At 58.0% G+C, this 19653-nt stretch carries 15 protein-coding genes and 1 pseudogene; 11 read left to right on the top strand and 5 right to left on the bottom strand.

Translation table 11 applies throughout. From position 1 onward, the window contains the following. Positions 1 to 44: 44 nt before the first annotated feature. The 6 genes from AC50YC_RS01085 to AC50YC_RS01060 all read left to right on the top strand — a co-directional run bounded on the left by AC50YC_RS01085 (position 45) and on the right by AC50YC_RS01060 (position 7699). Positions 45 to 1532: a tyrosine-protein kinase domain-containing protein gene (locus AC50YC_RS01085; protein ID WP_494951801.1), complete on the top strand. Its 1488-nt coding sequence runs from the start codon at positions 45 to 47 to the stop codon at positions 1530 to 1532. Between the two features lie 213 nt (positions 1533 to 1745). Continuing rightward, entirely contained in the window at positions 1746 to 2645 is a 900-nt protein-coding gene (locus AC50YC_RS01080; RefSeq protein WP_494951800.1) for a glycosyltransferase family protein, read from the top strand. A 4-nt stretch (positions 2646 to 2649) separates the two neighbouring features. After that, a complete protein-coding gene (locus AC50YC_RS01075) occupies positions 2650 to 4014 on the top strand; it encodes a hypothetical protein (RefSeq protein WP_494951799.1) in 1365 nt (454 codons plus the stop codon). Beyond that, positions 4004 to 5116, top strand: coding sequence for a glycosyltransferase family 4 protein (locus AC50YC_RS01070; RefSeq protein WP_494951798.1), 1113 nt, complete (start codon positions 4004 to 4006; stop codon positions 5114 to 5116). Before AC50YC_RS01075 ends, AC50YC_RS01070 begins: the two co-directional genes overlap by 11 nt. 63 nt (positions 5117 to 5179) lie before the next feature. Further along, on the top strand, positions 5180 to 6412 hold the full coding sequence (locus AC50YC_RS01065; protein WP_494951797.1) for a hypothetical protein: 1233 nt from the start codon (positions 5180 to 5182) through the stop codon (positions 6410 to 6412). 51 nt (positions 6413 to 6463) lie between these two features. After that, positions 6464 to 7699 carry a glycosyltransferase gene (locus AC50YC_RS01060; protein ID WP_494951796.1) on the top strand — a complete coding sequence of 412 codons (1236 nt, stop codon included), beginning with the start codon at positions 6464 to 6466 and terminating at the stop codon, positions 7697 to 7699. A gap of 1405 nt (positions 7700 to 9104) precedes the next feature. On the opposite strand, the gene AC50YC_RS01055 is transcribed toward AC50YC_RS01060, so the two are convergent. Together AC50YC_RS01055 and AC50YC_RS01050 are read right to left on the bottom strand one after the other, a co-directional pair. Beyond that, positions 9105 to 9719 (bottom strand): glycosyltransferase, encoded by a 615-nt coding sequence (locus AC50YC_RS01055; protein WP_494952162.1) that lies wholly within the window; start codon positions 9717 to 9719, stop codon positions 9105 to 9107. Then, positions 9720 to 10277 (bottom strand): annotated as a pseudogene (locus AC50YC_RS01050) (glycosyltransferase family protein); the annotation flags it as partial. A 274-nt stretch (positions 10278 to 10551) separates the two neighbouring features. Between AC50YC_RS01050 and AC50YC_RS01045 the strand changes: the two are divergent. From AC50YC_RS01045 to AC50YC_RS01025, 5 genes are all read left to right on the top strand, one after another. Beyond that, complete coding sequence (locus AC50YC_RS01045; protein WP_494951795.1) at positions 10552 to 12033, top strand: sugar transferase; 1482 nt, start codon at positions 10552 to 10554, stop codon at positions 12031 to 12033. Positions 12034 to 12100: 67 nt separating this feature from the next. Next, positions 12101 to 13414 carry a UDP-glucose dehydrogenase family protein gene (locus tag AC50YC_RS01040; RefSeq protein ID WP_494951794.1) on the top strand — a complete coding sequence of 438 codons (1314 nt, stop codon included), beginning with the start codon at positions 12101 to 12103 and terminating at the stop codon, positions 13412 to 13414. Positions 13415 to 13483: 69 nt separating this feature from the next. After that, a complete protein-coding gene (locus AC50YC_RS01035; RefSeq protein WP_494951793.1) occupies positions 13484 to 15307 on the top strand; it encodes a DUF4012 domain-containing protein in 1824 nt (607 codons plus the stop codon). A gap of 171 nt (positions 15308 to 15478) precedes the next feature. Next, positions 15479 to 16093: an LPXTG cell wall anchor domain-containing protein gene (locus tag AC50YC_RS01030; protein WP_494951792.1), complete on the top strand. Its 615-nt coding sequence runs from the start codon at positions 15479 to 15481 to the stop codon at positions 16091 to 16093. Positions 16094 to 16181: 88 nt separating this feature from the next. Then, positions 16182 to 16616 carry a VanZ family protein gene (locus AC50YC_RS01025; protein WP_494951791.1) on the top strand — a complete coding sequence of 145 codons (435 nt, stop codon included), beginning with the start codon at positions 16182 to 16184 and terminating at the stop codon, positions 16614 to 16616. Here the strand turns inward: AC50YC_RS01025 and galU are convergent. From galU to paaE, 3 genes are all read right to left on the bottom strand, one after another. Continuing rightward, on the bottom strand, positions 16609 to 17499 hold the full coding sequence (galU, locus tag AC50YC_RS01020) for a UTP--glucose-1-phosphate uridylyltransferase GalU (RefSeq protein WP_494951790.1): 891 nt from the start codon (positions 17497 to 17499) through the stop codon (positions 16609 to 16611). The two genes, AC50YC_RS01025 and galU, sit on opposite strands and share 8 nt — an antisense overlap. 98 nt (positions 17500 to 17597) lie before the next feature. Next, on the bottom strand, positions 17598 to 18377 hold the full coding sequence (locus AC50YC_RS01015; RefSeq protein WP_494951789.1) for an enoyl-CoA hydratase/isomerase family protein: 780 nt from the start codon (positions 18375 to 18377) through the stop codon (positions 17598 to 17600). Positions 18378 to 18416: 39 nt separating this feature from the next. Then, a complete protein-coding gene (gene paaE / locus AC50YC_RS01010) occupies positions 18417 to 19649 on the bottom strand; it encodes a 1,2-phenylacetyl-CoA epoxidase subunit PaaE (RefSeq protein ID WP_494951788.1) in 1233 nt (410 codons plus the stop codon). Positions 19650 to 19653 lie beyond the last annotated feature (4 nt).

Here is a 19653-nt window from a genome sequence, read left to right as displayed (position 1 = left end):
AGCGGCCCGATGTCCTCCAGAAATCAACTCAGGGGGACCCCGGTTTGGACCTAAGCGACTACCTGCGCATGCTGCGCCGTAACTGGATACTGGTCGTGGCGGCCACACTGACCGGCCTACTGGGCGGCGGAGTTGCTTCAGTAATTGTTAAGCCCACCTACACTGCCGGCACGCAGTTGTTCGTGGCGATCCAAAGTTCAGGCTCAGTGCAAGAGCTTCAACAGGGCAACAATTTTAGCCAAGCGCGTGTCCAGTCCTATGTTAAAACGGTAACTACGCCAGTGGTGCTGCAAGCAGTAGTAGATAAATTGGGCCTCGGAATTAGCGCCTCCGCACTAGCGAGTCGGGTGGAAGCCAGCACCGACCCGAACACGGTGCTAATCAACATAGCCGCCACGGACACGTCGGCGGTGCAAGCGGCAGCCATAGCTCAGGCAGTCGCCGATAGCCTCGTAACGGCCATTGACAACCTGGAACGCCCCAAGACAGGGGGGACTTCCCCCGTGAGCTTGTCAATAATCACACCAGCCGAGGCGCCTACCGCACCGTCCGGACCAAACACAAGGTTGAACCTAGCTGTTGGTCTCCTACTTGGATTAGCTGTGGGATGCGTGCTGGCGATTTTGCGAACGACCCTGGATAACCGAATTCGAGGAGAAGCAGACCTTCGACGCATTACGGACGCACCTCTACTTGGTGGCATCTCATTCGATCAGGATGCCTCAAAGAAGCCCCTGTTGACTCAGGCAGCACCGCAAAGTCCTCGCGCGGAATCCTTCCGCCAACTCCGTACAAATCTCCAATTCGCTAATGTCTCTGGTCAAGCCAAGACAGTAGTGATCACCTCTGCGCTGCCCGGCGAGGGCAAGAGCACAACAGCCACGAACTTGGCAATCGCGTTGGCCCAGGCTGGCCAGACCGTGTGTCTGATCGACGCCGATTTGAGACGCCCGATGATCAGCGAATACTTGGGCTTAGACAGGCATGCTGGACTGACGACCGCCTTGGTAGGGAATGCCGATATTAACGACCTTTTACAGCCGTGGGGAGAGGGCAACTTGTATGTCCTTACATCGGGTCAGGTCCCCCCGAATCCCAGCGAACTGCTCGGTTCCCACGAAATGCGGGACCTGATCCGACGACTCGAGACAGCTTTCGATACCATCATCATTGATGCACCTCCTCTGCTCCCAGTGACCGATGCTGCGGTCTTATCCCAGTACGTAAGCGGCGTAGTACTCGTAGTCGGCTCCCAGAAGTCGAAACATCAGGATCTAGCAAAGTCCCTAGAGGCGTTGCGTATGGTTGAAGCCAAAATACTCGGTATCGTCTTGAATCGACTTCCCTCAAGAGGTCCCGACTCCTATTCCTACAGCTACTACGGCAGTGCTGAGCTGAAGGGAGCGCGTTACCTTCGCAAGGGCTCCGGCTCGAAGAACCCGCATGTTCCTACGTCGCCGGAAAGCACAACGCAATCAGACAGTTTGTCCGAAACAAGGGATGCCAGCCGATTTCCGGCGCCCCTTGGCTGAACACGCCAAGCGCTAGCCATTCCTTTTGTGACACTGCCACAGGGTATGAGGATGCGCCTCTTCGCCGCGAGGTCCGGCCCGCGACCTACTCAGCCTTTGTACGCTTCAAATTACCCGTCACAGAAACCCAGTCCAAAGGATCAACCACAGATGAACTGTGCAGACGAGAGCGACCTAGCGACGGCAGCAAGTACGCGGCCCACTGTTGCCGTATTGATCGTCAACTATCAAACTTCAAATGCGGTCAAGGAGCTTTTAGATTCCTTGGAGAGGGACCCTGCTCGTCAGCAGGTTAGTGTGTCCATTTGGGACAACAGTTGCGATGACATCGAATTTGAAGCGCTCGAAAGAACGGCGGCTACATTCCAGGATTTGTTCGCGACTGTAGCCTGCAGTCGCTCCGGGGCAAATCTCGGATATGCCGGTGGCAATAATGCGGCGTGGGCCTCTCTCCAGAATTTAGCATCTGCGACATCACCTGAAGTCGTCGTCATCATAAACCCGGACGTCAGACTTGCGACAGGCTCAATCGGCGATTTTGCTGGGGAAGTCCGGGACAACGATTGTTCTCTCTTCAGTGCGCCCACTATAACCACGAGAGGTCTAATGACTGGGCAGGGGGCCCTGAAAAGAGTGACGGGTCGGACGCGCCAACTATCTGAGGAATCGGGTCCGTTAAGTGGCGAACAGGTTTATCCTGGTGGTCACTTCCTCGGCATCTCCACCAAGCTATGGAATCTCTCCGGCGGCTGCTCCAGCGATTTCTTCCTCTATAGCGAAGAAGCCGATCTAGTCATGAGACTTCAAGAAGACTTCGACGAAGTGACGTTGTCGGTCTCGAGGACTGTGCGCGTATCGCATAGTGAGGGATTGTCAACGGCCCGACCGGGGGGCGACAGATCCAAGTCACTCGTCACATACGAACACGGAACGCGCAGCCGTATTATCCTCTTTCGAAAGCACAAATCCCTACGCCGCTTCCTCTTTACCGTTACGGCACTGCGGATCGTTTGGGCTCTTCGATTTCTGATCCAAGGAAAATACCCCGAATCTATGAAGATTCTCTCCGGCATTTACGCTGGTTACCGATGGCGCTCCCCGAAGGGAATGTAAACCCGTGGATCTAGCGCTGGTAATCATTGCGGTCCTTATGGCAGTATCCATCTTCGCTTTCGCGAGGGTAAATTTGATGTTCTTCGTTCTCATGGGGTCCCTTACAACGCTCACCGGTTTCGGCATCCTGGCGGATGAAGGCGGAGCTGACTGGTCAACCTTTTGGAGCTTCGGGTTTTGCGTCGTTTCAATTACAGTAGGATATCTGATCACCCCCGAGCGGCATGCTGACAGAACAGAGACAGCTGCCACCCTCTCTCAAGTGAAATCAAACAAGCGAGACGGTGCATCTGACAGGGCCGTCATGGGTGTAGTACTCGTGGCTGCGGGGCTCGCAATCTACCATCTGTTTGCCGGCGGCATACCTCTATTTTCCGACTCCATAGAAGTTGAACGATTTGATTTCACGTCGTCCGGACTGTTCGGAATTCCCGGGCGGATGTACCTCTACGGAGTTCCACTTGCGTGGGCTTTGGCTACAGCCGTCGCCCACTCCAAGGGCATACGCTGGACAATATACAAACCTTGGAAATGGGCAACAGCGACGTATTTGCTGATATCAGTTCTGTCGGGCTTCAAAAGTGGCCTATCCGGCACCCTAATTCTTATGCTCATTTTTGCAGTGGCAATTTCGGGGAAGAAAATCGTCTTGCGACATCTCGTCTCTCGCTACTGGTGGGCAATGTTGCTAGCGGTGGCCTACGGCTTGACAGTTGCTACAAGCTATAAGACCTATACAACAAACGCTGCCCCCGCCTGGAGACAGTTCGTAGATCGGATCACCCTTGTCGGTGCGCAACCAAAGCAAATCGCGATCGAACAATACGTCTTCGGTGCACAACCTGGCGCAGTATGGAGCGACTTCGCCTTCTTCCTAAAGAAATACACAGGGGGAGATGTGTCCGGTCTCTACTCATTCGAACGAGCCGTATCGGCGCAAATAATCGGCGTGAATCCAGCGTCATCAGCTTGGACGACGCCAGTGACTGTCGGTGGTATACCAGAATTTATATACTCTTTTGGAGTAACGACTTCCGTCGTAGCCTTCTTCATCATTGGGTGTGTGATCCGACTTCTCCATCGCCCCGCCGATAGCGCCCTTATAGTAATGCGCAATTGCGTTCTTTTGTTTATACTGTATTCATGGATTACTAAGGGTGGATTTGCATACTATACCTTAAATACTCTTGCGGTCACTCTAATGCTAGCGCTCGTGTATTTGATGTTGCGCATCGTTTTCCCACCCACAAATCGTAAATCGATAGAAAAAAGCCTGAATCGGAGATTAGTAACGGTGCATTCTGATGAATCCAGTTACCAGCAGTCATTAAAGAAGCCATCTATCAATAAGAGCGCCAGTGGATCATAAAAATGACAGTTCGATGTCCGATGCTGAGACTTGCGACGATTCCATCCTGGCATCCGATGTGTCTCCGATATTCGTGACCAGCGCAGTTCATCCTTGGGGCGCGGAGCACAGCCTTACGACGATCATCAATGGACTTTCGCGCCTAGGCACAACTTCCCTCGTTATCTGCTCGAGTCCGGCCGTTTCCGGTTTTCTCCGTGAGAAGACTGAGGCTGAGGTTGTTCTGTTCACGGCTCCGCAGAACAGATTTATGCGGCTATTTGCCTTTGCCTGGCAGATAATTAAACATGGCCGCGGCCGGACAGCCGTAGTTATCTTTAGCGTCAATCTCTATTTTCTAGGTTGGATGCTTCGCTTAGTTCCCACCTGGCGTCCCAAATTACTTGCCGACGTTCACGATTCGTTCCTCAGCCCTAGGGCCCTTCGAACCGTATCATCTGCTATTTTTGGTTTTCACCGCGTTATTTATATTAGTAAATATGTAGGAACGATGCTTCCGACTAGGATCGATCGTCGCCTCATCGTCAGACCAATTGCGGTAGAGCCCTGTTCAATTTCAAAGCGTGACCCCTCCTCCTTGGTAGTTGGCATCGCCGGCCGACTTGATGCAGAAAAACGAATCGAACTTGCTATCGAGGCTGTCGGCATGTGTAAGCCGTCCATATCCTTGAATATTTACGGTGCGGCGTTTTCTGACAACACTGAATATCAACTGGCTCTTGAGGAACTTGGTGCGCTGCATCTTCCGAACCGCGTCCGTTTTTTGGGCACAGTGCAAACGTCAGAAATCTATAAGGAAATTGACATTCTCTTTGTGGCCAACAGCCAAGAGGCCAGCGGACGCACAGTCGGCGAGGCAATGGCTGCGGGTGTGCCTGTGGTTGTTCCTTCACTTGGTGGCGCTCTGGAATTCGTCGAAGACATGTCATCCGGATTGGTCTACCAGGCAGAGTCAGCGCTTTCGGCTTCTGAGAAAATTTCCCAGCTAGCTTCGTCCCCGGAGCTGAGGTCCAAAATAAGCGATAACGCTCGGGCAAAGATTCGGGAAGAGCGGTCGTCACCACGTGTGGCACAACAGTATTTAGAGGCACTTTCGAATTAGCTGACGTGGATTCCCCGACCCAATACATCCAGTGCAGTCCCCGTTCACAAGCTGGAATGGAGAATGATGACTGACGGCAAAGGGCTTGGTCGTTCCGTCAAGAAGTTTGCGGGTTTTCTGCTCCCGCCGCTTGTTGCTGCTGTAAGTCCTTTGGTTGCGCTTCCGGCCGTTACGTCACAATTCGGTCAAGTTGGCTGGGCATCAATTGCTGTGGGGCAGTCGATTGGTGCCGGTATCGCCGTATTTGTGGAGCTAGGTTGGGGACTTGCGGGACCCCAGCGAGTGGCTAAGCAGTCGGTACACAATAGACGAGTTACGTATGCCACATCACTCCTGTTGAAGCTGATCGTGCTTATTCCAGCTGGCGTCGCCGCAATATTAGCAACGATATGGATCGCGCCTGGCAACAGTTTTGAGGCTGCACTAGTTGCGTTAGGTGCGGCCGCAACCGGACTCAATATGGTTTGGTTCTTCGTGGGCACTTCATCCCCGAAACAAATATTCGGGACGGATGCAGTTCCACGACTGTCCTTTATGTTGGTAACGGCCACAGCACTCTATATGGGCGCGCCACTTTGGACTTACGGCGCTGCTCTGATAGCTTCATCACTAGCGGCTCCTATCATAGGCGCGGTTGTTGTCGGCGTTCGTCTATCCGACTTCAACGGCATGGCCCCCCGACGACTGCTGACACTGCTGTACCTGCAAACGAATGCACTCAGCGGCCGGGCGCTTCTTGCCGTTTACATTTCGATGCCTGTGGTTATCGTCACCTCAGTATCGCCAGTCTCTGTTCCGGTTTTCGCCGCAGCTGAGCGTCTGATGAGGATGGCTTTGTCAGTCTTGGTTGCCATACCCAACACGATGCAGCGCTGGCTGGGGACAGCGAGTTCAGCTACCCAGCGGCTTCAACGCGCGCGAACGGCAGTGGCGTTGAATGCCGGCGTCGGAATCATAGCCGGACTGGGCTTCACTCTCATCGCGCCTTGGCTGTCGGTGCGTCTTTTTTCGGGGGTGGCTGACGTGCCGCCGAGTGTCGCCCTGCTCGGGGGGTGCGTTATCTTCCTGGTCTGTTGTTCCCGCGCTTCAGGAGGGCTCCTTCTCGTCGCCCTGAGACAGCTAGGGGCCATTACGACGAGCTCCGCGCTGGGTTGCCTATCCGGAATTATAGCAATCACCGTGCTAGCAACACATTGGGGCACCCATGGGGCCTTTTTTGGTGAAATTTGCGCAGAATTGATGGTCTTACTGACTCAACTGCATTTCGCTCATCGTGCTATAAGACGACGGTTTTGATACAGTGGGGGACTCCGTTGCTAAGTTCTTCGTTTCGATAATGAGAAGGCCATGAACTCAAAGCTAAATTTGGTAGAATTCACCCCGTTCGTTCCTAAGTCGTCTATACCGCATGCAGGTGGGGAATACGTTCGCCGCCATCTCGCCGCCTTGTCACATTCATACAACGTAACCATCGTGGGACCCGAATCTCCTGACAACACGGTCGCAGCAATGGAAACTGACCCGAAGTCGGCCAAGGTTATCCTTATACCGAGCCTTTCCGTACGCTGCCAGAGACTGTCCACTCCACTTCGGCTTTTATATAAGGCAATTCGTGGCGCATCACTTGGTCTAGATACGGAGATTCGCGTCAGACTTGACGACTCAGTTCGACTGGCCCTGCAAGATGCGGACGCGGTTGGTTTCCAGTGGACCGAAGCCGCCGCCCTATCTCGGTTCGTTCGAAGGGCAGCCCCTCAGGCACAGCAAACACTCGTAATTCATGACGTTTTGGCACAACGCTGGCGCCGAGCGTCACGGAGTGCCGAGAACCGGTCTACCAAATTGTTTTACTTTCTTCGCTACATTTCGGCCCTCAGGGCAGAGAAAGCAGCGTTCGCTTCCGTGGATACAGTTGTCGCCTTCAGTGAAAAGGATGCTCAATTGGCACGGAGAATCCAGCCCATGGCAAATGTCATTGTTGTCAATCCACCCCTCAGCGATGCGGCGATGCCGACAAGCTGCCCCCAACCTGTCCCTTCGCAAAAGATCGTTCTTTTCACAGGTGCACTCAACAGGCCAGAAAATCACGAAGCCGTGTACTGGTTCCTCAAAGAAATTTGGCCTGGCGTTGTTGCCACCGTGCCGGATGCTCAATTCATAATTGCGGGTGCAAGCCCGCGCCCGGAACTGATTGACCTCTCTGTTGGTCTCAGCAACGTTACAGTTACAGGGTTCGTCGAAAATCTTAGCGACTATTACAAAAAATCTAACTTATTTGTCGTACCCCTGCGCAGGGGTGCTGGTGTCAAATTCAAGACAATCACTGCGATGCTTTGGGGCCTGCCCATTGTTACCACTGACGTCGGATCGGAGGGGATAGGAGACCGGCGCTTATTCGTTAGCGTGACGAATGATGCAAATGATTTTCGCCATGCAGTTATCAAGTCGCTGCTTGATCCCGAATCCAATTCCGAGACCATTCGGGGGTCTTTCGATTGGGCGCACAGCACCTATAGCGCTGACGCCTTTCAGCTAGGTATAACATCTATTATCCAAGGTAATCATCAATCCGCCCCAGCCTAAGTTGATCTGTCTGGAGTCAGAAAATTTCGCTGCCCCGCCTGACTCGTAAGTTCCCAACTGTAGGTTTGGACGCGATGAGAAGAAGGTCACGGAGCTACACCCGCCGTTAACTTCGGAATCGAAGTGGATCTATGCTGCTCGGCAATCTCAACGACGACTGTGCTCATACGGCTATGGGAATCCGCGTCAACCAGACACGCGTTTCGGTGGGTAACGATGTACCCGGGGCGGCCGTATCCCGGGCAACTGCCCGAAGCTCCGCGGACAGGTCAGTGACAGTGTCGGCCACCAGTCTGCTCGGCTCGTCAGCCTAGAACGTAGCAATATGTCATTCGCGGTCTGCACGACGGACCGCCGCGGACACAGCAGTTTCATACCCGCCAGCACTTGCATCCGGCCCGTGACCTCCTCCGGCGCTCCGCTGCACCGGACGACCCGAACCTAGTGGACCCACCCGCCTGGATCCGGGGCGACAACACGCCGCAGCGCAGTCAGCACAAGGCAACTTTCCGCTCGACCGGTTCGGCCAGCGCCGTCCGGCCCGCGCTGGCAGGCACTGCGGAGAGCAGACCGTGGTCCTCCAGATTCACAACCGAAGCGAGGCGGCATCCGCCCCGTCAAGCATCTATATCGAGGTTCGGAGTCCTCGCTATGAGTGTCTCGACAACACCTATGCTCGCAGAGCCACGAGTCCCTTCATTTGCGACACCACGCTAGAGTTGATGAGCCAAAGGGGGCTGGACCCAGATGAGTACCTCGCCGCTGTCCTGCCCAGGAAGTCGCCACCCGGGAAGTCTCCGGAGCCGAGACTCGTGCCCGGGCTGCCGGGGTCAACGCCCGCTAGTCACTAGATGACGTCAATTTCAACTGTCGGCTCGGCCGGCCTGAACCCGGCCAGGCACAGTTCGCGAACTGGCTGCGGCCGCGGGGCTGCCCCCAGCCCCGCGGCCGTGTTCAGTGACCAAGTCGTCATCGCAGCCATCGAGGACTGCATCCTCCACCTCGCCGAAGACGTCACACTCCAAGGATCGGGCTTCCGGCTAAAACACTAGCGGAACGACTCGCTGCCCTACACCAGACCGAAAGACTCAACCATTTGCTCAGAAGGCGGATGGGCGGTCCGCGATTTAGAGAAGACATAAAATGACTCGGCTGGCTGCGACGACCTTACCGGCATAAGCACGCAGAAGAACGAGAGTGCCGGACTATCGAGGGTTTTCCGGCGACCAACGGGCCAGCGTAAAGAATCCAAGGTGTCCGCTCGTCCAGGCGCGAGTGCACGACGCCCTGTAAGTTACCAACAACTAGGCATACGCGTTCCACCGGTCCCCATGAAGGCTGACCGCTGCAACCGCACCCTGGCTGGTGAGACCTACGAATAGGAACGTTCGCAACTGCGGTGGCGTTATAGTGAGGCCAGCGACTGCTTCCCGCAATTCTTGTCTAGATTTTCGGTCACCCACTGGTGAACTTCGGATTCGAACCTTTCGCGCGAAAACCTGTGAGCGTGCTGACTAATCTGGCTTCGGTCTAGGGATCGCGCTTCGCTAAGGGCGTTCAGCAGCGATATATCATCGTCAGGTTGAAAATGTGAACCTGTGACGCCTGTCAAGACGGATTCGCTCGCCCCGCCTCTAATGTTTGCCACTACTGGTGTGCCGGCAGCCATGGCTTCCACAGGCATGATCCCAAAGTCCTCCACTGGCGGGAAGACATAAACCGCAGCCCGCTGGTACAAGGCCCTCAGCATGTTGTTGGATGGGCGCAAAACCAAGTGAACGGGTACCGAAGACCGTTGACCAAGAGCACGCAAGTTGCGCTCTTCAGGTCCGGCCCCCGCTATCACCACAGCCATCTGAGTCAGCTCACCAGCGCGGATAGCTAGATCGAGACGTTTGTAAGGGATAAATCTAGACGCGCCTAATACAAACTCTTTCGGAAGAGATTCCCAAACGACCTTTTCCTCTGCCGTCAATGTGGACGACCAGTCGGCGACGCCTTGGATTTCTTTGACGTCCACCGGTGGGTAGATCACCCGTGAGTCACGGCCCCACGCCCTGGCTATTCGTTCCCGGACAAACTCGCTATTCGCTGCAATATCCGATGGCTCCAGAGCGCGTCTTCTGTCGAGCGGCTTAAGGATCCGCGACACTGCCCTCACGGCCAGATTTCTGCCTCGGCTGTCGAAAGCGGGTTCCCATATGTATCGGGCAGGCGTATGAACGTAAACAAGCTTCGGTGTGCCCGGGTGAACCGCTACATGATGGGCAAACAAATGAGAGCTGACGATAACCACGTCCCAGCCGACTTTCCGTGCCGGGGTCCACCTCCACACAAATGGCATGAAGGGCAAGGATAGGACTTTCCGTCCGTGGAAAGGCTTCTTGGCGAGAATCGTCTCGAACACTCGGCCAGACCCAGGGATTTGCACGTCACGGTCTCGCCAGAGGCAGAGGAGGTCAGCTCCGCTGAAACTTCTACGAATCGCGTTGGCGACATTCTCCGAACCGCCAATGGATGCAAACCACTCGTGGACGATTAGGGTGCGAAGTCCTCCGCGGTTTGTCTCTTCCGACATCTGGCTTCCCTTCAAGACCCCTCAATGGAGAGGTTCGTTACGCCTTGGCGCTAATTACTATCCCACATAACACGGGATTCTCATTCTACTGGCCGGCCAAAGGTCCCCTAGCTCTCCAATCAGCTCGGCCACCGGCAGGGCGCAACATGTAGCGTGGCCACCATCGCTGCCCACACTCGGTGCGCGATGTGAGCTGGGTTACGATATCTGCTCCAGAGCACTTGGCGACTGAAACTCGAAGTATGATTCGAACCAACACAGGTTCGTTCAGGGTATGGGGGAAGATTTGAAAACCGTGGGCGAAAGTGTGCAAACGCTGCATGCGCAGGCCTCGTGGAGACGACGCTACGCCCTAAGACTAAAGTTGATCGACGCCGGGGTCGTAATTTGGGCAGTGGCGGGCGCCTATGGCGTGAGATTCGGTTTCGTTGACGGCGAAGATGGGTCGATTCGCGAAGCGGACTACATGGTGTTGTCCCTAGCTCTCATCGTTGCGTGGTGGGCAATGCTGGGCTTCTGGGGATCGAGAGACTCTCGAGTTCTGGGATCCGGCTCGGACGAATATAAGCGGGTTATGGCCAGTTCCGCATGGCTTTTCGGATTCGTCGCCATCATCTCCTACGCCCTGCGGATTGACACGGCTCGAGGCTTCGTAGGTTTGGCCTTTCCTGTGGGCGCGATAGGCCTACTCCTTGCCCGATGGCTCGTGCGCCAGCACCTTACTCTTGAGCGCACGCACGGAAAAAGCAACTCTCGGGTACTCATTATAGGCGGACCGTATTCCGCAGCTCATCTTGTCGAATCACTCAGAAGTGCCCCAGAAGCAGGCTACATGCCGGTGGCCGCGCACCTGCCTGGGGCCTCCGCAGACACTCACCAAGTCAGCAATCTCCCAGTCCCAGTGACTGGAGTGAACATGGACTTCGACAGCATTCTTGGTGTGATTCTTTCCACGAACGTTGACGCTGTCGCCATATCGGCCGGAGTCAACATTCATCCGAAAGATCTTCGGCGGCTCGGCTGGGAGCTGGCTGCGAGGGACATTGGAATGATTCTTGCGCCTGCACTTACCGATATTGCGGGGCCTCGCATCCACACTCAACCTGTCGCGGGACTCCCTCTGATTCATGTCTCGACCCCCAAGCTTACCGGCGGGAAGAAAGTTGCAAAAAGGGCATTCGATATAGCCGTAGCGGGAGCCCTCGTCGCTTTCCTCTCGCCGGTCTTCGTGGTCCTCGCCATGCTGGTCCGATTCTCTGACCCCGGGCCTGTCTTCTACAGGCAGGAACGAGTAGGCCTGCGCGGTTCGACCTTTCACATGCTGAAATTTCGGTCCATGAAAGTAAATGCAGATGTTGAACTTCTATCGCTTCTACACGCCCAAAACACCGGTAACACTCCCCTCTTCAAGATTGAAAATGATCCGCGTATTACGCCGCTGGGCCGAGTTCTTCGTAAATACTCGCTGGACGAGCTCCCTCAGTTGCTGAATGTATTGCAGGGATCAATGAGTTTGGTAGGACCACGGCCACAACGAGAAGGGGAGGTTGCCCTCTACGATGATGCCGCTCACCGCCGACTTTATGTGAGTCCTGGAATGAGCGGTCTCTGGCAGGTAAGCGGCCGATCCAATTTGACCTGGGAAGAGAGTATCCGTCTGGATCTTTACTACGTTGAAAACTGGTCACTAATGGGCGACCTTGTGATCCTTTTCAAAACGTTCAAAGCCGTATTTGCCAGTACCGGAGCGGTCTGACCAGCTGGGTCTTTTACGTACCAAGAGCAAGAAGCCGTTTAACAGGATTATTGGGGAAGCAGGATTTATGCGTATTTCGGTCATTGGATGCGGTTATCTAGGCGCCGTCCACGCGGCGTGCATGGCCAAGCTCGGCCATGAAGTTGTCGGAATTGATGTGGATGAAGCGAAGATTGACGCGTTGTCAGCGGCGGAGGCTCCGTTTTACGAGCCCGGGCTGGACGACCTACTGGCAGAGGTTCAGGCGACAGGTCGGCTAACCTTCACCACGGATATGGCCGCGGCCGCCGGGAGTGTCGTCCACTTCATCTGCGTGGGCACTCCACAGAAGAAGGGCGAGAATGGCGCCGACATGACATACGTTGACGCCGCTACCATTGCGCTTCTCCCCCACCTCGAACCCGGCGTTGTCGTCGTCGGGAAGTCCACGGTACCTGTGGGCACGGCAGCACGGCTCGCAGAATTGGTCCGCGGCGCCGAGCCAAGCGCCCAACTGATGTGGAATCCCGAATTCTTACGCGAAGGTCATGCAGTCTCCGACACCCTTCAGCCCGACCGCTTCGTATACGGCGTCGAAGGTGGCTCCGAGCAGCATCCGGCAGTGGCCATTTTGGACGACGTCTATTCCGGACCTTTGGCCGTCGGCACTCCCCGACTTGTCGCCGACCTCGCAACCGCAGAGCTGGTTAAGGCGGCGGCAAACTCTTTCCTTGCCACCAAAATCTCCTTCATTAACGCCATGGCTGAGGTCTGCGAAGCCGCAGGCGCAGACGTAACGCAGCTGGCCGATGCAATCGGCCTCGACGACAGAATCGGCAGAAAATTCCTCAATGCTGGGATTGGGTTCGGTGGCGGTTGCCTGCCTAAGGACATTCGGGCATTCATGGCCCGCGCAGGCGAACTGGGCGCGGACCAGGCGTTGACCTTCCTGCGCGAGGTAGACGGGATCAACATGCGCCGCCGCACGCGAGTGGTGGAGCTCACCCGGGAACTTTGCGGCGGAATGTTGCTGGGCAAGCGAATTACGGTTCTTGGCGCCGCGTTCAAGCCTGAGAGCGACGATGTGCGGGACTCCCCTGCGCTGAGTATCGCCGCCCAGTTGCAGCTCCAAGGCGCCGTGGTGACGGTTACGGATCCCAAGGCGCTAGCCAACGCCGCTGGCAGGTTCCCCGAACTGCATTATGAACCGGATACCGAGAAGGCTGTCCAGCGGGCCGATGCCTTGCTTCTTCTCACAGAATGGCAGGCGTACCGCGACCTTGACCCCTACGAACTGATCGCGGCGGTAGGTTCTCCCCGCATGTTGGATGGCCGCAACGTGCTGGACCCCGCAAAATGGCGTGCGGCCGGATGGAACTACCGAGGGCTTGGGCGCCCGTAGAGAATGACTGACACTCACGAAGCACACGAGGCCGGAAACATACATACAGAACAACACAAACGGACAAGATTGACGACAGACAAGAGTAAAGGACACCCTCGTCGTCGTGTCATTGTCGTTGCCTCGTGTCTGGCTCTTGCAGCGGTTCTCGCCGTATCAGCAGCCGCATGGCTCGGTACACGAGCTGCCGTCATCAAGGATGAACTCGAGGCCACCGCGCTCCTTATCCCTGTTCTCAAGAACGACATTGCTGGGAACAATCCGCAAGAGGCCGGCGCTACGGCCAACCAGCTTCGCTCCCACGCTGCAGCGGCACGACAGGCCGCAGGAGATCCGCTCTGGACTTTGGCCGCTTCGGTTCCCTGGATCGGAGCGAATTTCAGTGCCATCGCAGAAGTGGCCCGATCTGCCGATGACGTGGCCAGCCTTGGAGTTCTTCCGCTGGCGAGCGTTTTGGATTCCCTCGATTGGAATAAACTTCTGCCCAGCTCCACAGGTTCGGACCTGAAGCCTCTCCAAGATGCTGCCCCCAGTGTGTCAGCAGCCGCTCACGCCGTACGAGTCTCGGCCGAACGGCTGGACGGAATTGACGCGAGCAGCCTGTGGCCCCAGGTTGCTGAACCGTTGCAGCGGGCTCGGGAGCAGCTGGGGGAAGTGACAGGTGCCCTCGACGCATCCGCGAATGCCGCCAAAATCGCCCCTGGCATGTTGGGGGCAGATGGCCAGCGAAACTACTTGCTCATAATCCAGAACAATGCCGAAGCCCGTGCCTCGGGCGGTATTCCGGGAGCGCTGGCAGTCATCACATTGGACAACGGCAAGTTGACGCTAGGTGCACAGAGCAGCGCCAGCGATGTTGGCATCATGTCGCCAGTGATCCCCGTGGACGCTGAACAGGGGCAAATTTACTCGTCCAGGCTCGGGAAGTACATGCAAGATGTCAACCTCACACCCGACTTCCCAACGGCCGCTGCCACAGCCCAAGCCATGTGGGAACGAAAGACCAGGCAGCGCGTAGACGGGGTGATCTCCATGGATCCCGTCGCGTTGGGCTATGTGTTGAATGGAACTGGGCCTGTGGAAATTACCGACCCCGAACTTCTAGCACTGACTGGTAGCGGACTCCCGACTCGGCTGAGCGACGAAAATATCGTGCCGACTCTACTTTCCGACGTTTACGCCAAAATCGCGTCCCCTTCACATCAGGACGTCTACTTTGCCGGCGTTGCCAAGGAAATCTTCAGCGCATTGTCCAGCGGGAAGGGCAACGCCAAGGAGCTCCTCGCTGGAATTTCCCGCGGGGCTTCAGAGGGCAGAATTCTGCTTTGGTCGTCTTCGGCGCAAGAGCAGTCCATTATTACCGCCTATCCGCTGAGCGGATCCATCGCAGGCCCAAGCGTCGCTCCCGCGCAGTTCGGCGTCTATTTCAACGACGGCACCGGCGCAAAGATGGACTATCACGTGAATCGAACTGTCCAGCTAGTCAAAGAATGTGCCACAAACGGATACGAACAGACGACAGTCCGAATTACCAGCAAAAACACGGCCCCGGCAGACGCGGCCACTTCTCTACCGCCGTATGTCACTGGAGCCGGCGCCTTTGGCGTTCCGGTTGGGTCTGTTCAAACCAATGTGATCGCCTACGGACCGGTCCAAGCCAACGTCGAGACGGCCAAGGTGAACGGCAAGACAACGGACTTCGCCGCCCATCGCCACGCCAACAGGCCTGTGGGAGCAGTCACCGTCACCCTGGCGCCCGGCCAGAGCAGCACGGTAGAGCTGACGTTCGGGAAAATCGTCCAACACACGGAGCCGAAAGTGGTCGTCACACCCACAATCCAGCCTGTCAAAGACGTCATCCTTACGGCCGAGAATGTGACCTGCAATCAGTGAAAGTAAACGTCACGTTAACGGTATGTAAAGTCACTTGATTCACTTTGGTCACTCGCGTTATCAGTGCTATCGTCAGCAGGGACTTATCTAATGAGATTTCAACCGGCGGCCGCTGGGGGCCGGAAATCTCCACATCGCATGACACTCGTATAAACGGTCTCAGGGGGACACATGAAAAAAACACTTGCAGCGATCACACTCGCCGGCACCATCTCACTTATCGGCGCCATTCCGGCCATGGCAACCTACCCGGCGCCGCCCGTCGGCCCCGGCAACTCCTCGAACTCCGCCAACGCCGCTGTTTCTGACGGCACCGTCGGACCCGGCGAGCAGTTCGTCTTCCGCGGCAACGGCTTTAAGGCGGGAGAAGGCCTCTCCATCACCGTCACGCCCGGCGGCCGGCCTGCATCAACCGGCGCCAGCGTAAATGGCCGCGGCATGAGCGTCTCCGGCAAGATCACTCTGCCGCTGGCACCGCAGGAATTCTCCTCCAAGGCAGACACCAAGGGCGCCTTCACCTTCCCGGTCACCATCAGCGAGACCGGCGTCTACACGCTCACCGCAACCGGTCTGGAGTCGGGAAAAACCGCCAGTTCCACCATCGCAGTGCAGGGGGCGGCAGTGGGTGCCAACCTCGCGAGCACGGGTAACGGCACTGCACTCGCCAACACCGGTGCAGATTCCAACCTCATGATCTGGTCGCTGGTCGGCGCTGGCGCGCTGACTGCCGGCGTTGCCTCCGTCATCGTAGTTCGCCGCCGCGCGAAGACAGACGTCACCGTCTAAGCACCAACTAAGAACCATCAAAAAGGGTGGTGGTCTCCGGGATACTGGAGGCCACCACCTTTTTGTTTTAATAATTTCTGAGGAGCACATGAGGGCAACGGCAACACCCCAGACTTGGCGCGCCGTCCTGGCAGGCTTCCTGGCTGTCCTGGCGCTGGTTGGTTTCTGGCCCAGCCCGGTGGACGGGCCGGTCCAGGGAGAGATAGCCGGCTTCCTATTTCTAATTCACGCTCTCGGGGTTCCGGCATGGATTGACTACGAATTCGTTGAAGCCTCCGCCAACGTCACCCTCTTCGTGCCCCTCGGCGCCCTCGCGGCATTAGCCTTCCCGACGAAGGCCTGGTGGCAGATCGGCGCCTTGGGGCTACTGGTCTCCGGCTTTATGGAGCTGGGGCAACTGCTCTTTCTTCACAGCCGCTTCCCCAGCCCGCTGGACCTCGCCACCAACACGGCCGGATGCCTCTTAGGGTTCCTCCCGGTGACTCACGTAGTTCGCCCCCGGACCGCCGCCAGAACTAGCTGACGAAGGCCTTCATCCACGTCTTGAGCTCTTCACCGAATTCCACGCGCTCCGAGGCAATGGAGATCACGGCTTTCAGGTAGCTCAGTTTGTCGCCGGTGTCGTAGCGGCGGCCCTTGAAGACCACTCCGTACACACCCCCGCCCTCGCAGTCCGAGGTGGCAAGGGTCTGCAGGGCGTCGGTGAGCTGGATTTCGCCGCCGCGGCCGGGCTGGGTTTCCTCCAGGACGTCGAAGACCGCTGGGTGGAGCACGTACCGCCCGATCACGGCCAGGTTCGAGGGCGCATCGGCGATCGAGGGTTTTTCCACCAGTCGGTTGACGCGTACGTGGCCTTCGCCGTCGACGGCTGAAACGTCGGCGCAACCGTAGGCGCTGATCTCGGCGGGATCCACTTCGATCAGGGCGACGACGGAGCCCCCCGTCCGGGCCTGCACCTCGATCATGGTGCTCAAGAGCTCATCCCGCTCGTCGATCAGGTCATCGCCCAGAAGGACGGCGAAAGGCTCGTCGCCCACGTGCTGGCGGGCGCAGAGGACCGCATGCCCCAGGCCCTTGGGATCGCCTTGACGGACGTAGTGCAGCGGTCCCAGGCTGGAGGCGTGCTGGACGGCTTCCAGGCGGTCCACATCGCCCTTTTCCTCGAGGGTTCGCTCCAGGTTGGGCTCGCGGTCAAAGTGGTCTTCCAGCGCACGCTTCTGGCGCCCCGTGATCATCAGGAGGTCCGTCAGGCCAGCCTTGACAGCTTCCTCAACCACGTACTGGATGGCCGGCTGGTCCACTACCGGCAGCATTTCCTTCGGCATTGCCTTGGTGGCGGGCAGGAAACGCGTTCCCAATCCGGCAGCAGGAATGACGGCTTTTCTAATGGTTTTCCCCAAAGTCATAAACGAACCTTACAAGGACGTCCGGATAAACAAAATCCCGTAACCTAAAGACAAGTACCGGAACTTCGTAGGCGCGCATCGCCCGTTTTGCGGCGCTGCTAGCCCTTGAAAACTGGCTTGCGCTTTTCCTGGAACGCCAGGAACCCTTCCGCATAGTCCTCGGTTTTGCAGAGCCGGGCCTGCTCGGCGTTCTCCTCTTCCATGGACTCCCAGAGGCCCAGCCGCTGGTCCCGGATGTGCGCCACGAGTTCCTTGCTGGCGTTGAACGCGCCGGTGGCGCCGGTAGCTGCCTTCGCCACGATGGCGCGGGTGTTCTCCAGCAGTTCACCCGCGGGCATGGCCCGGCTGAACATCCCCTGTGCCACGGCGTCCGCACCGCTCATCAGCTCGGCGGTGTAGATGAGGTCCAGCGTCCGGTGCATGCCGAGCCGTTCGGTGAAGTACCAGTGGCCGCCGGAATCGAGCGTGGCGCCCAGGTTCGCGAACGGGGAACCGAACTTGGCGTTCTCCGCCACGTAGACCACGTCCGTGGCCAGCAGCAGCCCCAGCCCCACGCCCAGGCAGGCCCCCTGGGCCGCCGCGAAAGTCGGGGCGGGGAATGCACTCATCTTCTTCAGCAAGGGCTGCAGGAGCCCGCCCAGATACGCCTGGACGTCGTCCGTCTCAGGCGTGACGCCGGCGATGTCCCGTCCCGCGCAAAACGCGCGCCCTTCACCCCGGAGCAGCAGCGCCCGCACCTCGCCGCGGGAGGCGGCGGCCGCGGCGTCGTCGTACGCCTGTGCTAAATCCCTGAGCGCCTGCCCGTCCAGCGAGTTGAGCTTGTGCGGGGCGTCAAGGACGATCTCGGCGACGCCGTCGGCGATGGAGAGGGAAATCATGGGGCTCCTGGGGTCGGGGCGGGAAGCGGGCTTGGGAGGTTAGACGTCGAAGTCGACGGTGACTTCCGGCGTCGTGGGGTGGGACTGGCAGGTGAGCACGTAGCCCTTGTCCAGTTCGTCCTGTTCCAGCGCGTAGTTCTCGTCCATGGTGACGGCACCGGTGACCACCTTGGCGCGGCAGGTTCCGCAGACGCCTCCAGCACACGCGAACGGCACGTCCGGGCGGACCCGCAGGGCCGCGTTCAGAATCGATTCGCGGGCGTGCGTGGGGCTGGCCACCTCGCCCTGGAGGCCATCCAGCTTGAAGGTGATCTTGTACGTGGCCTGGGACTCGTCCACAATCACCGGGCGGCCGGCGTTGCCCTCGGGGCGGTCCGGCTTGCCGGTGGTGAACAGTTCGAACCGGACGTGGTCCGGGTTGACGCCGCGCTCGGCCAGGGTGTCCCGGCAGAGCTGGACGAGCTCGAACGGGCCGCAGAGGAACCACTCGTCGACGTCGTCGGCGTGGATGGCGGTCCCCAGCAGGGCCTGCAGCTTCTCCGCGTCGATCCGGCCGCTGAGCAGCGGGGCGATCCGCTGTTCGCGGGAGAGCACGTGGTGCAGGGCCAGCCGGGCCGGGTACTTGTCCTTCAGGTCGGCGAGTTCCTCGAGGAACATCACGTCCATGGCGGCTTTGTTGGCGTAGACGAGGTCGAAGCGGGTTTCCGGGTGTGCCGCGAGCAGGGTGCGGGCGATCGCGATGACCGGGGTGATGCCGGAGCCGGCGGCGATCGCAACGAAGGAGCCGGGCTCCCCCGCCAGTTCGGTGGCCATGGCCTCCGGGTGGTTCAGCGAGTTCATCAGGTTCTGCTCTTTGCCGTCCCGGCCGTGCTTGGACACGAACGCGCCCATCGGGCTCATGACGTCCAGAACGTCGCCGGCCTTTAGCTCGGCGTTCGCCCAGGTGGAGAACAGCCCGCCCAGGTCCTTTTTGATGGCGACCCGGATCTCGCTGCTGCCGTCCGCGAAGCTCCGCGGTTCGGCGCAGATGGAGTAGCTGCGCCGGATTTCCTTCGGCTCGCCGGTCTCATCCGGCAAGGTGGTGCGCAGGGCAACGTACTGGCCGGGGAGGTAATCGAACTGGCCGGCGAGCTCGGCGGGAACGCCGAAGTTCACCTCGATCGCGTCATCGGTGAGCCGGCGGACCTCGTCCACGGTCAGCGGGTGGAAGGACGCGCGGCGGCGGCCGGTGGCTGCAGCCGTTTCAGTGGCGGTCTGGCGGACAACAGTCATGGGT

It is taken from the genome of Pseudarthrobacter sp. MDT1-56, assembly GCF_059383555.1.
The sequence above is the reverse complement of the archived record's forward strand: the minus strand, read 5'-3'. Positions and strand labels throughout refer to the sequence as shown.

Excerpts from the sequence above, each read along its gene's own strand:
- AC50YC_RS01065 (WP_494951797.1), top strand. The coding sequence starts at position 5,180 with ATGATGACTGACGGCAAAGGGCTTGGTCGTTCCGTCAAGAAGTTTGCG.
- AC50YC_RS01060 (WP_494951796.1), top strand. The coding sequence starts at position 6,464 with ATGAACTCAAAGCTAAATTTGGTAGAATTCACCCCGTTCGTTCCTAAG.
- AC50YC_RS01045 (WP_494951795.1), top strand. The coding sequence starts at position 10,552 with ATGGGGGAAGATTTGAAAACCGTGGGCGAAAGTGTGCAAACGCTGCAT.
- AC50YC_RS01040 (WP_494951794.1), top strand. The coding sequence starts at position 12,101 with ATGCGTATTTCGGTCATTGGATGCGGTTATCTAGGCGCCGTCCACGCG.
- AC50YC_RS01030 (WP_494951792.1), top strand. The coding sequence starts at position 15,479 with ATGAAAAAAACACTTGCAGCGATCACACTCGCCGGCACCATCTCACTT.
- AC50YC_RS01025 (WP_494951791.1), top strand. The coding sequence starts at position 16,182 with ATGAGGGCAACGGCAACACCCCAGACTTGGCGCGCCGTCCTGGCAGGC.
- galU (WP_494951790.1), bottom strand. The coding sequence starts at position 17,499 with ATGACTTTGGGGAAAACCATTAGAAAAGCCGTCATTCCTGCTGCCGGA.
- AC50YC_RS01015 (WP_494951789.1), bottom strand. The coding sequence starts at position 18,377 with ATGATTTCCCTCTCCATCGCCGACGGCGTCGCCGAGATCGTCCTTGAC.
- paaE (WP_494951788.1), bottom strand. The coding sequence starts at position 19,649 with ATGACTGTTGTCCGCCAGACCGCCACTGAAACGGCTGCAGCCACCGGC.